The 13,598-nt window shown below is 61.2% G+C and carries 11 protein-coding genes; 3 read left to right on the top strand and 8 right to left on the bottom strand.

All coding sequences use genetic code 11. The annotated features are described in order from the left end of the window. Window positions 1–84 precede the first annotated feature (84 nt). A complete protein-coding gene (locus CK228_RS32700; protein ID WP_095790510.1) occupies window positions 85–1,047 on the bottom strand; it encodes a helix-turn-helix domain-containing protein in 963 nt (320 codons plus the stop codon). Between the two features lie 606 nt (window positions 1,048–1,653). On the opposite strand from CK228_RS32700, the gene CK228_RS32705 reads away from it, so the two are divergent. After that, on the top strand, window positions 1,654–2,613 hold the full coding sequence (locus CK228_RS32705) for an aldo/keto reductase (RefSeq protein ID WP_095775542.1): 960 nt from the start codon (window positions 1,654–1,656) through the stop codon (window positions 2,611–2,613). Between the two features lie 96 nt (window positions 2,614–2,709). After that, complete coding sequence (locus tag CK228_RS32710) at window positions 2,710–3,402, top strand: class I SAM-dependent methyltransferase (protein WP_095790511.1); 693 nt, start codon at window positions 2,710–2,712, stop codon at window positions 3,400–3,402. Window positions 3,403–3,456: 54 nt separating this feature from the next. Here the strand turns inward: CK228_RS32710 and CK228_RS32715 are convergent, their stop codons facing one another. Genes CK228_RS32715 through CK228_RS32735 form a run of 5 tightly spaced genes read right to left on the bottom strand, consistent with a single transcriptional unit; the run spans window position 3,457 to window position 11,092 of the window. Beyond that, on the bottom strand, window positions 3,457–3,723 hold the full coding sequence (locus CK228_RS32715; protein WP_095790512.1) for an acyl carrier protein: 267 nt from the start codon (window positions 3,721–3,723) through the stop codon (window positions 3,457–3,459). 55 nt (window positions 3,724–3,778) lie between these two features. Beyond that, a complete protein-coding gene (locus CK228_RS32720) occupies window positions 3,779–5,332 on the bottom strand; it encodes an AMP-binding protein (protein WP_179296118.1) in 1,554 nt (517 codons plus the stop codon). After that, window positions 5,322–7,349 (bottom strand): asparagine synthase (glutamine-hydrolyzing), encoded by a 2,028-nt coding sequence (gene asnB, locus CK228_RS32725; RefSeq protein WP_095790513.1) that lies wholly within the window; start codon window positions 7,347–7,349, stop codon window positions 5,322–5,324. Before asnB ends, CK228_RS32720 begins: the two co-directional genes overlap by 11 nt. A gap of 6 nt (window positions 7,350–7,355) precedes the next feature. Beyond that, on the bottom strand, window positions 7,356–8,339 hold the full coding sequence (gene nadE, locus CK228_RS32730) for an NAD(+) synthase (protein WP_095790514.1): 984 nt from the start codon (window positions 8,337–8,339) through the stop codon (window positions 7,356–7,358). Continuing rightward, window positions 8,336–11,092: an AMP-binding protein gene (locus tag CK228_RS32735; RefSeq protein ID WP_095790515.1), complete on the bottom strand. Its 2,757-nt coding sequence runs from the start codon at window positions 11,090–11,092 to the stop codon at window positions 8,336–8,338. Before CK228_RS32735 ends, nadE begins: the two co-directional genes overlap by 4 nt. A gap of 316 nt (window positions 11,093–11,408) precedes the next feature. On the opposite strand from CK228_RS32735, the gene CK228_RS32740 reads away from it, so the two are divergent. Beyond that, window positions 11,409–12,134: an AAA family ATPase gene (locus CK228_RS32740; protein WP_095790516.1), complete on the top strand. Its 726-nt coding sequence runs from the start codon at window positions 11,409–11,411 to the stop codon at window positions 12,132–12,134. A 128-nt stretch (window positions 12,135–12,262) separates the two neighbouring features. On the opposite strand, the gene CK228_RS32745 is transcribed toward CK228_RS32740, so the two are convergent. Both CK228_RS32745 and CK228_RS32750 read right to left on the bottom strand, forming a co-directional pair. Then, complete coding sequence (locus tag CK228_RS32745) at window positions 12,263–12,475, bottom strand: DUF768 domain-containing protein (protein WP_095775549.1); 213 nt, start codon at window positions 12,473–12,475, stop codon at window positions 12,263–12,265. A 95-nt stretch (window positions 12,476–12,570) separates the two neighbouring features. Next, window positions 12,571–13,598, bottom strand: a 1,028-nt coding sequence (locus CK228_RS32750; RefSeq protein WP_095790520.1) for a calcium-binding protein, incomplete at its 5' end; no start/stop codon positions are given.

The following is a 13,598-nucleotide window of genomic DNA, read 5'->3' on the forward strand; positions in this document are numbered from 1 at the left end:
AGGCCGCCAATGTCACCGCCCCGGGGACAGCGGGCGGGCGGGATGTGTCGCAGAATTGCGACAGCCGTATGAGGTTTCGAATGGTCAGTGCGACCTGTGGACGTCCAGGCGGTTGAGCTTGCGGTGAAGCGTCGCGCGGCTGATGCCCAGCGCCTGGGCCGCGGCCGAGACATTTCCGTCCGCCCGCGCGAGCGCCCGCTGCAGAACACCGCGCTCCGCCTCGGCAAGCACTTCTGGGCCGGCCCAGCCGAGCAGATCGGTCGCCGGCATCGGCTTGTCCAGGCACTGCTGGGTGATTCCAAGCGCAAGGCGAGCCGACCGCGTCGCGCCGACCACCAAATCGTCTGTATCCACGGCGATCAGTGCGCCGGAGCCTTTGTCGGCCACCGGCGCCAGCAGAATGCGGGCCTTGGGGAATGCCATTTTGAAGTTCTCTGCCTCGATCCGACGCACCGCGTCGATAACGGCTAGCGAAATAAGGTTGGCAAAAGCTTCGGTCAGGTCAGCGCGGCAGGACGACACGTCGAGCGCGGCCACCAGATCTCCCTGGTGGTCGTAGATCGGAGCGGTGGTGCAACTGAGCCCCGTATTGCGCGTATGGAAATGCTGGTCGCGGTGGATCGTCAGCGCGCGCTGTTCGACCAGGCAGGTGCCGATACCGTTGGTGCCCTCGCTTTGCTCGTTCCAGACGGAGCCAGTCCACAAACCCCAGGAATGAAACGTTTCGTCATCCACAGGCGCGCCGCGCCGTTCGACGGGCACGCCATCACGATCGGCGAGGAGGACGCAGCACCCGACGCCGCCCACCGCGAGATAGAGCCGGTCCAGACTCGATTGCGCGGCCCGGACGAGTGGTTCGATACGTTGGCGGGCCTGCCCCAGCTCCGTCTCCGTGAGGTAGCGTGGGGAACTGCAGTCGGTTGGATCGAGCCGGTGCAAATTGGAAGACCGTCGCCAGGACGCGACCAGCGCGGATTTCGCCGCCGCGTCCGAAGCGATCGCGGCCTGAATGCGGTCGGCATGATGACCGGATAGGTCCTCGCCCATGCTTCCTCCCAAAACCAGTCTTTCCTTCAGCCCCCGGACCATCGCTGCTTCAAGACAAGGTAGCGCTGGTGCCATGCCAGGTTCGGCTTTCAATCACGACACTGTCAATTCGACAGAAGAATCAGAGGCGGAGTCATCGAACTGCGATATCCGGCCAAGCCATAGCCCTCCTCGGCGAGAACATTCTTTGCTCCCAGGCGCCCTTCAGCTGGTTCAAAATCTAGCACAATGAACTGGGGCTTCCTTGATCGAGAGCAAAGATCTGCTCACTACGGCCCGGTCGCTGAAATCGCCGCCAAGGCATACAGATAACAACCTCGCGAACGTCCCGGCCCACGAAAAAATCAATAAAATCAAAATTATAAATATACCGTCCGGCCCGCCACTATCTTTCTGGGGGAATTTTTACCTGACTAAGAATCCGTTTCTGTTCTGCATGCAGTCACCGTGATCACGATCCGAGACGCGCAGATATGCTATTTAATGCCACCTTTTGCACTGGCGCGGGCTCATGGCTTTCTTTCTTGTCTATTGACAGAAAGACAAAAAGATCATTCGACTGAGACAGCGGCGGCTTGATGCCGGTATCAAAAACGAGGCTTTGCCATGAAGCTGGTCTTTGTCGAAGCTATTGGCAGCAAGGTTTCAAGTATCGGCTTTGGCTGCGCTTCGCTTGGCTCTCGTATCGGAGTTCGCAAGGGCATCGAGACCTTGGAACGCGCCTACGAAGCAGGGGTGACCTGGTACGACGTAGCGCCTTCGTACGGCGACGGCATGGCTGAATCGATCTGGGGTGAATTTGCGTCCAGGAAACGGGATAGCGTCTGCGTCTGCACCAAGGTTGGCATGCGTCCGCCGAAGACCTCCGCCACCATGCGACTGCTGAAGCCGTTGTCGCGGATCGCTGTTGCGACGGTTCCGGCGCTTAAGCAGCATGCTTCAAGAGTGCGCCCCACGCCTTTCAAGGTGCCGCTGTCCGCGGCGTTGATAAGATCCAGTGTCGAGGAAAGCCTGAGGCGTCTTCGCACGGATTATGTCGATGTCCTCGCACTGCATCGTCCGACCGCCGAAGAGCTTGTTCGCGAGGATATCATCCGGGCCGTGGAGCGCGTGATTCAGGACGGGAAGGCCCGGGCCATCTCGGTCGCGGGAGACCTCGAGGCCGGAATGACGGCTCTCCAGGAATCGCTGCCTTATCGGTTCGTGCAGATTGCCAATACCCCGCTGGAGTCAAACCTCGCCAAGTTGAAGGCGCGCGTTCACCGGCACAGAACGTTCGTAACGCACGGGACATTCTCAGGCCTCAATCGAATCGTCGCGAAATTCAATGCGCGCAAGGGAATACTGGTCGCTCTTGGTGACCTCGGATACCGCGGCAGTCCCACCGAAATTGCTATCGCATTTCTCGCCGATTACGCATTCGCAACGAATTCGGCCGGCGTCACCCTGGTCTCCATGCTCAAGAAGGAACACCTCGATTTCAATCTGCGGCGATTAAAGAACGATCTAACACCCGAGCGCCTGAATGCCGTCATTGCCGCGCTCGACATGGGTGTCAAAGACTGATCGGCTGGCAGCTTGCCGGGGTTCTCCAACCACAGGTTTGACTGGCGCAGGAATGCCGAACAGCTATACTGGAAACATTAAGCCAGCGGGTTCGCCATGAGCAAAGAGTTCAGTGTCGCCGACGCCTATGGCACGGGCCGCGCCATTTTCATGGGACTTGAGTTGCTCGTCGCGCCCGGTGCGCTCGTCCCCCGGCCAGAGACGGAATTGCTGGGCAGGACGGCCCTTGGTGTTTTGCATCAAATGAACCTGCCGGCGCCGCGCATCGTCGACATGTGCTGCGGCACTGGCAATCTGGCGTGTGCCATCGCCCACCGCATTCCCACCGCACGTGTCTGGGCGAGCGACCTCACCGATGGATGCGTCGAGGTGGCACGCCGTAACGCCGCCCATCACGGCATGGCTGACCGCGTTTCGGTGCTTCACGGCGATTTGTTCGACGCTCTCTCGGGCCTTGGGCTCGACGGAACGATCGACATTATCGTCTGCAATCCGCCCTACATTTCGGAAAAGCGGCTTGAGGGTGACCGCGCGCATCTGGTCGAACTCGAGCCGCGCGAAGCGTTCGCGGCCGGCCCGTACGGCCTGAGCATCCATATGCGGGTGGTGAAGGACGCGCCACGATACTTGCGGCCTGGCGGCACCCTGCTCTTCGAGGTCGGCCTTGGCCAGGACCGGCAGGTGATGGGACTGCTGGAGCGCGGCAAGGCATACGAGAACATCCGCGCTGTGTCGAACGAAGCGGGCGAGGGCCGGGTGGTCCTGGGACAAGCCAAGTCGCAGGCATGAGCGTGCGGAAACCCAGAGCAATTGCGCGAACCGGTCTGGGCTTTACGCCGGCAATCAATTCATCTTGCGGATGATGTATTGCTCGATCCCTTGAATGGAATCGAGGTTTTCAGGCAAGAGCTCGCTGTCTTCGACGATGATGCCAAAGGTCTCCTCTATGAAGCCTATAATCTCAAGCACTCCCGTCGAGTCGACGATGCCCTGGTCGAGCAAGGACGTTTCGCTCATCAATGCCTTCACGTCGCTCACGTAGAAATTCGAAACCAAGAAACTGCGGATCTGCTCGCTGTAGGTTCCGGTGCGGTCTTTGATCGTCAACATGAATTCGCCCTCTGTAAGACACAATAAAATAAGCGACCTCGTCCCCGCGCCCACCTCATGACAGGGCCGTTTTCTTGAGTTTGCCGGTATCCGTCATCGGTAGGCTGGCCACGACGACGATGGACTTCGGAACCATGAAGTTTTCCAGTCGTTTCTGGCACTCCATCTGCAGCTGTTTTTCGCCGATGGTTCTTCCATTCTCCATCACGACAAACGCCTTAACCGCCTGCCCAAGGAGTTCGTCGGGAACACCGATGACCGCTGCTTCCCGGACGCCGGGAATATCCATAAGGACGTTCTCCACTTCCTTCGGCGCCACCTTCTCGCCTCGCGATTTTATGATCTCGTCACCGCGGCTGACGAAGTAGAGGTAGCCCTCCGCGTCCATCCGGCAGTAGTCGCCGGTATATAGGACCTGCTCGCCGGGCAACGGGCCGGGTTTGAGCTTCCTGGCCGTCGCTTCGGGCTTGCCCCAGTAGCCCTTCATGACTGTCGCGCCGCGAATGACGAGCTGGCCAACGACGCCGGGGCCGACCCTTCTGTCATGTTCGTCGACGATCCACATTTCCGTATTCGGGATCGCGATCCCGACGCTCAACGGCTTTCGCGCGAGATCCTCCGGCGGCAAATAGGTGCAACGCTTGCATTCGGTGAGGCCGTACATCGAATAGATGCGTGCGCTCGAAAACAGATCCCGAAGCATGAGAATATGCTTGAGGGGCAGGGCCGCCGCGGTGTTCGTGACGTAGCGAATGCTTGAGAAATCCTGGTCCTTGAGGGACTTGAGCTCGGAGAGTGCCGCAAAGATGGTCGGCACGCCGGGGAAACCCGTAACCCCCTCTTGCCTGATCAGCCCAAGGACCTGCGCCGGGAAGGCGAACGAACGTTCGAGCACCAGCCGGGCGCCGGTGCGAAACGCCATGACCATCTGGTACAGGCCGTAATCGAAGGCGAGGGGTAGGACATTGAGGATCACCTCGTCCTCTGCAAGCTCGAGGTAGGAAGCGATCGACGCGCACGCGGTCATCATGTTCCTGTGCGTCAGCATCACGCCCTTGGGTTCGCCCGTCGAGCCGGACGTGTAGATGATGGCGGCAAGATCGATATCGATGCAGCGCCGCGCCGGCGGCGCGTCGCCGGCGGCGACCGCGATGTCCCAGCGTATGGCTTGCGGCAATCGGGAGAGCTCGTCGTCATCGATCGATCCGGAAACGATCGTCCGCAGAAGTGACGGGCAGCTGCGCGCCGGTTCGCGGAAGATCGAGTGCAGATGCGCGTCGGTGATCAGCGCCGCCGGTAGGCAGTCGTTGAGCAGATAATCAAGCTTGTCGCTCTTGGTCAGCGGGTTGACGATGCACACCACCGCATTCGCCTTGAGTACAGCCCAGAAGCTCACCACCGTCTCGACCGTGTTGTCGGCGAAGATCATCACGCGGTCGCCGCGCGCGACCCCTGATGCGGCCAAATCCGTGGCGATTGCATTGGCGCGCGCCTCGAGCTCGCCATAGGTGACACGTTGCTTGCCGCACACCAGCGCTACCTTGTCGCCGAGCCGGCCGGCGGAGTGGGCGAGGTAGTCATGCAGCAGGGGTACGGCATCATGCAACATGCAAGCGCTCCTCCCGATGTTCGCGGTCGACGTCGACGCTGAGCCCACGCATGTGGGTTGCACCGGGACAGCTCGCGACAAACTGCTGGTGCAGGAGCTGGGTCGACAGCACGCCGACAAGCGCCATGTTGTCGGCATTGGAAAGATCACCGTCACCGGTCCTGGCCTGGCACTTGCCGAGCAGGCGTGTGACCGAAGCCGGATCGAAAACATTCGCCTTGCGTATCGCCGTCTCCGAAAGCGCTTCGCGAATGTATTCAGGTGCGGCGTCGTCAGCGAAGCAAAGCGCATTGGGCGCCCGGAATGGCTGCTTCTTGCGGGTTACGATCTCGGAGGGCACGATCGGCTCCGCCACGCGTTTCAGCACGTGCTTCTCATCCAGGACACGCAGCTTGTAGGAAGGCGGAAGTGAATTCGCGAGCCTCACAAGTTCATCGTCGAGGAACGGAAAGCGCCCCTCGACGGAGTGAGCCATCAGCATCCTGTCGCCCTGCGAGGAAAGCAGATAGCCCGACATCAACGTCTGGACCTCGAGATACTGGTCCTGCGCAAGAGGGCTCCAGCGCGAAAACGCCGCGGGCAGACTGCCAAGCAACTCCGACACGGCGTCGCGGCGCTGGGAATCGGCGCGCAGATCCGCGGAGAACAGGCGCTTGATGGCGCCGGTGCTGCGCCAGCGCGTGTCATGGGCAAAGCCGGGCGCGTCATGCGCCTCGATCCCGCGTCCGAAGAACTGGCGCGCCATCGCTTGCTGTTGCACCGGCGAGCGGGTGAGATACGGGTAAAGACGCTCCAGGAGGCGTGAGCGTCGTGTCGACGCCGGCTGGCGTCCCCAGAATCGGCGGACCTTGGCTTCACGGAACAGGTCGTAGCCGGCGAACATTTCGTCGGCACCTTCGCCGGTCAGCACGACCTTGATGCCACGCTCGCGCACCAGCCTCGATAGCAGGAACAGCGGCGCCGGGGCGGTCCTCAGTATCGGGCGCTCGGTATGGTAGATCACCTCAGGAAAGATTGCCGCGATATCGCCGCGCGAAACCACCACCTCATGGTGCTCGCTGCCGGTTGCTTCGGCAACCAGGCGCTGGAAGCGGGTCTCGTCATATTCGGCGTCGGCAAAACGCAAGGAGAAGGTCTGGAAGCGTCGGCCGGCGAAGCGCCTTCCCAGTGTCGCCACAAGCGAGCTGTCCAGTCCTCCCGAGAGGTAACACCCGACAGGCACGTCGGCGCGCACCATTCGGAGTGCCGTCGCGGCCTCGAGGGCGTCACGCACGCGGTCCACCGCGTCATCGCACGACCCGCTGAACTCGCCGTGCTGCGCTCCGATATTCTCGGGGTAGGAAGGCTGCCAAAAGACCTGCTCGCGAACGGTGCCATCCTGGTAGATGCGGACATGCCCCGGTACGAGCTCGTGGATTCCCTGAAATACCCCTTGCGGTGGAACGACAGTCCAGAGCGTGAAAGTCTGATCGAGGCCGGCAGGATCAAACGCGCGAGGGATGGCTGGATCGGCTGCGAAAATGGCCTTCACTTCACTGGCGAAATAAAGGCGGCCCGCATGCTCGCAAAAATGCAGGGGGCAAATGCCGAACCGGTCGCGCGACAAGACGAGACGACCTGCTATTGAGTCCCAGATTGCGATTGCCCATTGGCCGTTCATCCGCTCGAAGGCCGCTTCGCCCCATGCGCGATACGCATGCAGCGCGACCTCCGTGTCGCTGCGGGTCCGGAAGCGGTGGCCAAGTGCAATCAGCTTTTCCCGCAGCTCGACATAGTTGAATATCTCGCCGTTGAACACGATCCAGGTCGTATCGCCTGTGTCCGCAAGCGGCTGCTGGCCGCTGGAAAGATCGACGACGGACAGGCGGGCATGCGCCAGCCCTGCACGCTTGTCGCGGTAGATGCCGCGCTCGTCCGGCCCGCGATGCGCCAGCGTGCCCACCATCCGCATCAGCGCCTCGCGTGAAGGAGAAGCCGCCGCGGCGTTCAGGGTCACAATTCCAGCGATGCCGCACATTCCCGGTCAATCCTCGCCAATTTCCACGGAGAGCAAAGGCCGCGCGTGAAGATAGTGGGCGGCCCGCCGTTTCGCGTCGATGTCTTTGAAGACTTTCTGCAGCTGGGGCTCGGTGAGGCCGGCAACCGCCGCGACCTCATCGCTGGCGATCCCATGGTTTAGGCCGTAGAGGCATAAATCCATCAGATGATAGGGCAGCGCGAAGTAGAACTCCTCCTGGCTTTGCGCCATGGAGAATGTGTCGGTGGTCGGTGCCCGCTGGCGGATTTCCTCGTCCACCCCGAGATATTCCGCGAGCTGATAAACCTGGGTTTTGTAAAGGTGGACGATCGGCATCACGTCGGCGGTTCCGTCGCCCTGCTTGACGAAAAACCCCTGGTCGTACTCCAAACGGTTTGGTGTCCCCGCAACCGCGTATTTGAGGCGGTCGGCGTGGTAGTATTCCGTCATCTTGCGCAGACGCTGCTTATAGTTGGTTGCGGCGACGATCTGCAGATAGGCGGCAGGCGACAGACGCACCGTGTCGACCTTGCCCTCCGGATCCTGGACGGTGAGTCGGGTGATGTTGAGGCCGTTGCTCTCGAGAACCGGTTCGATCACCAGCTTGCATTTCCAGCCGTCCCCATAGTCGGGAACGACGGTCCGGATCGCCTCGATCTGCCGACGGTAGGCGCCGACGGCTTCCACTGCCGGGCCTATGTCTTCCAGGATATTCTCAATGCCAAGCTGTGCCGCGACACGGCGGCCAAGTCTCAGGGAGTCGCCGGAGGAATCGCGCTCCGGCATGAACAGGCCCAAGACCTTGTCTTTGCCGAACGCCCGTGTGCACAGGGTCGCGACGACGGAGCTGTCGATGCCGCCGGAAAGGCCGACAACCACTCCGCGACGGCGGAGCGTGCCAAGAACCTGCTTGCGCAAGGTGTCAACGATGCGATCGACCTCCGCACGAGCATCGAGCACCAGCATGTCCTTGCTGAAGTGTGAGATCACGTCGATGACAGATCCTCCCTTTTGCGAGACTCGGCCGGGGAGTAGGTCCGCACGACGGCCGTCTCGATGAGCGGGCGGTTGGTGGCAAGATTGGGCTCTATGACAAGGTCGATGTGGTTGCCCATGATCGGAACCACGTCCAAATGCGCCAGAGCGCTTTCCCAGCCCAGGGCCCGAGGCATTCCCTCCCGACGGCATCGGAACAAGGTGCCGGAGATGGGCAGGGCCGGTTTGGGTGCCGCGAGCCACTGGAAGAAAGACCGCGCCCGCAAGACTTCCTGCAGTTCCAGTTTGGTTCTGAAGCTTGTCGGGCTGAACTCTCCCTTGCCAAAGCGGTCGAGAATCCTGGCGAGATACGCCTCGCAGCCCATGGCGACGGTGATCTTGGCAAGAGCTCGGCAAGCCATCCGGTGGGCGGATATGCGATTGGTGCGAATGCGATGGAATGTGCGGGTAAGTGTCTCCCAATGGTTGCTCGGCTCGTCCAGAAGGCTCGTATCGAGGATACCCAAAAACCTTACCGATCGACCGGCCGCCAGAAGCCGTGCCGCGACCTCGAACGCAACCGCGCCACCAAGCGAATGGCCGAGAAGTCGCACAGGGCCGTCAGGCTGGGCGCGGTCTATCTGCTCGACTGCGGCGGCAGCCATGGCGGAGAGGCTGTTATGTCCGTCCAATATCGCGGCGAGGCCAGGATACCGAATGGGGTTCACGCGGGCGACTTTGCCCATGGCGGCTGCGAACGCAGCCAGGCTCGGACCATAACCGACGGACCCTGGGAACAGGAAAAGAACCGGAGGGTGATGTTTCTTCGCGTGTCGTTCGCCCGCCTGTGCGGAGACGACAGCCTCAACCATCTCGTCGAAGCTCATACCGACGGTGAAGGCCTCGAGGCCCAGCTCTTGCCCTATGGCGCTCTCGATCGCCATGACGCAATGCAGCAGCTGCAGCGAATCTCCCCCCGCCTCATCCCAATTTCCCACCGCAGCGCCCATGTTGAGAACCTGCATCCACGCGTGCTGCACCACTTGCCTTGTATTCAGTTGGCCTCCTGCGGGGAGCGGTCGGGCAGCGGGCGGCTGGACGGCTGGCGCGGTCTTTCTCTCCGTACGATCCATTTCGGTGAGCGTTGCCAGGTCTACCTTACCTCCCGGCAAGCGTGGGATCTCCGCGATGGTGTGCAACCGCAACGGACGCAGCGGCGCCGGCAACGTCGTTCTGACGAGCTGACGAAGCTCCTCCGCGAAAGCAGCCCCGGCGAAGCGCTGGGCAACCGCGAATGCGATGAGTTCCTCGGCCGGCGTCACGATTGCCACGGCATCCGCCACCGAAGGCGCGCAACGCAGGACCCGTTCGAGCTCGGCGGGCTCGACGCGTCGACCATTGATCTTGATCTGGCGCCCCTTGCGGCCGACGATGCGCAACAGGCCATCGTCGTCCAGCCGAACGAGGTCGCCCGTCGCAAAAACCCGCACACCGGGATCGTCCGGGTCCGGCCGCGCGGGAATGACGACGCCGTTCTCCCAATGACCAAGCAGAACATAGGGGCTTTTGATCAGAAGCTCTCCACTCTCGCCTGTCCCGACATCGTGTCCTGCGTCGTCGACGATAGCGAATGCCATCCCGGGAAGCAGCCTGCCGACGGGGATCGATGCGTCTTGCTCCGGCCAATCCTGCGGCAGGAACCATTGCGAGCCGGTGGTCTCGGTTGACGAGTAGCCGATCTGGATCAGGCACTGGTTCGAAACGGCTTTGCGCAGCAAGGCGATGTCCGTCCACGACACCTTCTCGCCACCGATCCGTGCCACTCTGAGCGACTGGAAAGCGTCAGCAGGGGCCTCGGTCAACAGTGCCCGAAGCAGCGCCGGCACAAGATAGGCGATCGTCACACCTTCGGCTTGAACCCGAGCGCGGACAGCGCGGAGGCCGACCGCCTCCACCTCGAGAAGGTGCAACGTGGCGCCAGTCAGCAGTGCAGTAAAAATCTCCCGGCAACCGGCGATCGTGGCAGGCCCGGTCAGCGGCAGGAAAACGTCATCCGCGTTGATATGGCACGCGTCGACATATTGCCGGACGCGCCACAGCAGGCTGCGTTGGCTGTTGACGATGCCCTTGGGGCGTCCGGTGCTACCTGATGTGTAAAGCACCATTGCGGGCGCATCGACGGAAACCGAAGGGAGCTGTGGCTGCTGTGATGCCTGTTGACCGTTCGGCGCGACGCCAGCCGCAATATCGATCCATAGGACTTCCTGCGGCAAATCGATTAGGCGAACATTTCCAGCGCCTATGATGGCGCCGAGCCGCGCGGCATTCACGATCTCGATGATCCGAGAGCCCGGATCTCTCATGTTGAGCGGAACCGAAGGCCGCCCGGCCGCCATACTGGCCAGTATCGCCACGGCGTACCAGGCCGAGTTGGCCTGAAGGATTCCGACCGCCTGTCCTTCGGGAACGACGGTAGCGATACGGTGCGACAATGTCTCGACAGCCCGGAAAAGCTCGGAATAAGTCAGGCGATTGGCGCCGTCGCCGATCGCGACCTTGTCGGGATATTGCCTTGCGACGTTTCTAAGGTGATCGAAGACGGGAATGTCGGCAAACCCGGCGCCCATCCGCTGATAGGGGCGCCAGAGGGGTCCCCCTTCGTCAAGAGCGTATTCGGGAATATCTGACCATCCGCGGGTCGTCGTCGGTCGACAATCCACCCGCAGATCTTCATTCACCGCTTCAGACTGCAAATACGCTGAAGACATTCAGGGCCCCACCAAGCTGAAGGTCGACCATCACTCGCCACCGAAATCTTTTCATCAATCATTCGGATGATGCCTCGATCTTGATCAGACAGTGCTTTCCCGCTCCCGGCCTCGAAGACGTTCTCCAATTCCCCTTCGGTAACGGCCGGTCCGCCCGGAGGTCCCCGATCTTGAGACGCTTGCCAAGGGCCAATCCCGCGTGCCTCCGGCATATATGAAAGATCATTCAAATGAACGTTGGTGTGGCTCGTAATCCGGCTAAGCTTTGATACGCAGGCGAATGACTGCTTGCTCGGAGACATTTGGGTATTGCGTGATGATCATCGAGTTGTTCGGGCCGCCTGGTGCAGGGAAGACCACACTTCTTCGCGGCCTCTGCCAGGGGATGGCGAAATACGACATCAACGTGAAGACAGTGAACGGGTATCGCCTGATTGAATATGGGTCGGCCCAGGAAGACGGTCCGGAAGTTCGCCATGGCATTGGGCGCATTGGCAAAAAGATTGCCACCTCCGGCCCAGTCTTGCTGTCGACCCTGCCGAAGGATGGTGTCGCGGCGCGGCTTCTGGCGTCAATCCCACTACGAAGCCGCACATGGTCGTGGCGCATGAAGGTCGATATCGCCCTGCTGTGCGAGTCGTGGCGTCAAGCGCAGCAATCGGAAGGTTATTTCATTTTCGAAGAGGGCCTAATCCAGGCTTTATGCGCGCTGGTTTTGCTGGCGCGAAATCCAAGCATTGACGTGGTTCGTGACTGCCTGGCGTTCATGCCGCGACCAGACCTCCTTATCCAGCTCGATGCGCCGCAGGAAACATTGCGCCGCCGTCTCATGGATCGGCATGCGCAGCAACCGCTGCTGGAGGTCCTGCTGTTCGAACTCGGCGTGGACAGGGGCTTGAGGCAGGCCGATATCTCAAGGGAGATCGGCAAGTGCTTGCGCCAGGATGGATGGCCCTTGATACAAGTCAACGGTGCTGAACCTCACGACCTCGACAAGATCATCAGGCGAGCCTTGAAAGAGCACGAGACCGTCCCGGTTTGACCAAGGCGATAAGAGCCAAACCACTGGATTGGCTGGCGATCAAGGACTTGGTGGCACTCTCTTCGGCGAAGCCGTCGGCGTGTCGGCCATGGACCCGTGCGACGTTGCCAATGTAACCGGCCGCGCAATCATTTCGTGTCGCGTTGGTCGAGCACTTCAAGCATGGTGGTCAACATGCTTCCGACTTCTTCCGAGATTTCCTCGGGGCGAATTCCCGCCTTGATGGCGTCCGCCGTCACTTGCTCGGCGAGCTTCGCCGCAAGGGTCGGATCGGATCTCGAATAGGGTGGCAAATTATCCTCCACCCATTTCTGCAGGAATTCGATGCCCCGAGCGCTCATGATGGACCAACGAGCGTTGGAGCGATTTCGTTCCGCCGATATGTGTTCAAGAAAACGTCAGACCCTTGTGATCGGGGTCTGACGTTTCCCAAGGCTCACGCTACGATGAACGAGGACGCCGTCAAAGACAGATGCGGAGACAGGGTGGCAAACTGGATCTGATGTGCGCCACCCTCGCCGTCGCTGTCGAAAGACAGGGCGCCGGTCGAACTGTTGTAGATGATGTGATCGCCACTGTCGTGCGCACCCCTGCCTTGGTGGAACGCCGAGGTGGGAAGGGCGCCCGCTTGAAGGCCGGTGAACACATGGTGGTCGAGCGCGATCTTGTCCTGTGCCACGTTAAAATCGGTGATCTTGTCGACATTGCCGGTCTTGAGGGCGGCATTGAAGAAAAAGTAGTCCTTGCCCCCATTTCCCGTCAGCACGTCCTTTCCGCCACCGCCGTTGATGATGTTGCTGCCGGCATTGCCGTCTATGGTTTGGGAGAACCCGTTTCCCTTGAGGTTCATGGGCGTAGTGCCGGACTTGCTCGTGATGGCGAGGTGCTCGATCTCCGAGCCGGCCGACAGCGCGTAACTCACCGATGCCAGCACGGTATCGTTGCCGCCGCCCAACAGTTCCACCACCTTGTCGCCGACGTTGTTGACATAGTAGGTGTCGTTGTAGCCGCCACCGACCATCGTATCGGCGCCGGTGGTGCCGTGAAGCACATCCGCGCCGCCCGTGCCGTAGAAAGTGTGATCGCTGCTCGAAGGCACGGTAGTGGTTGGGGGCACCGTGCTGGTGGGCGGAGTCGTTGCGCCGGTCGAAGTTACGCTGGTGGTGCTCTGATTATGCTGAAGGAAGAGGGCCTGCAGCGCCGGCGAGTCGCCAAGCGCGGTGTCGCCCTGTTGAGAGCCCCAGGCATAGGCATAGTCGAAGGCGGGCGATGGCGCTACCTTGGCCCAGTGGTCCAGCATGGTCTGCTCCTGGGCGACGCTGGGAAGGACATATTGGCCGCCCGTATCGGTGGTGTAGTTGCCGCCGCCGAACGTCTGATAAACCGGAACGATCTGGCTGAGCGGAACGCCCGAGGCGACCGCCGCGGCCACGGTCCTGTCGATCATGTTGTAGTCGACCGTGC

Origin of the sequence: Mesorhizobium sp. WSM4312, assembly GCF_002294875.1 — a bacterium.
Classification (GTDB): domain Bacteria; phylum Pseudomonadota; class Alphaproteobacteria; order Rhizobiales; family Rhizobiaceae; genus Mesorhizobium.

Excerpts from the sequence above, each read along its gene's own strand:
- CK228_RS32700 (WP_095790510.1), bottom strand. The coding sequence starts at position 1,047 with ATGGGCGAGGACCTATCCGGTCATCATGCCGACCGCATTCAGGCCGCG.
- CK228_RS32705 (WP_095775542.1), top strand. The coding sequence starts at position 1,654 with ATGAAGCTGGTCTTTGTCGAAGCTATTGGCAGCAAGGTTTCAAGTATC.
- CK228_RS32710 (WP_095790511.1), top strand. The coding sequence starts at position 2,710 with ATGAGCAAAGAGTTCAGTGTCGCCGACGCCTATGGCACGGGCCGCGCC.
- CK228_RS32715 (WP_095790512.1), bottom strand. The coding sequence starts at position 3,723 with ATGTTGACGATCAAAGACCGCACCGGAACCTACAGCGAGCAGATCCGC.
- CK228_RS32720 (WP_179296118.1), bottom strand. The coding sequence starts at position 5,332 with ATGTTGCATGATGCCGTACCCCTGCTGCATGACTACCTCGCCCACTCC.
- asnB (WP_095790513.1), bottom strand. The coding sequence starts at position 7,349 with ATGTGCGGCATCGCTGGAATTGTGACCCTGAACGCCGCGGCGGCTTCT.
- CK228_RS32735 (WP_095790515.1), bottom strand. The coding sequence starts at position 11,092 with ATGTCTTCAGCGTATTTGCAGTCTGAAGCGGTGAATGAAGATCTGCGG.
- CK228_RS32740 (WP_095790516.1), top strand. The coding sequence starts at position 11,409 with ATGATCATCGAGTTGTTCGGGCCGCCTGGTGCAGGGAAGACCACACTT.
- CK228_RS32745 (WP_095775549.1), bottom strand. The coding sequence starts at position 12,475 with ATGAGCGCTCGGGGCATCGAATTCCTGCAGAAATGGGTGGAGGATAAT.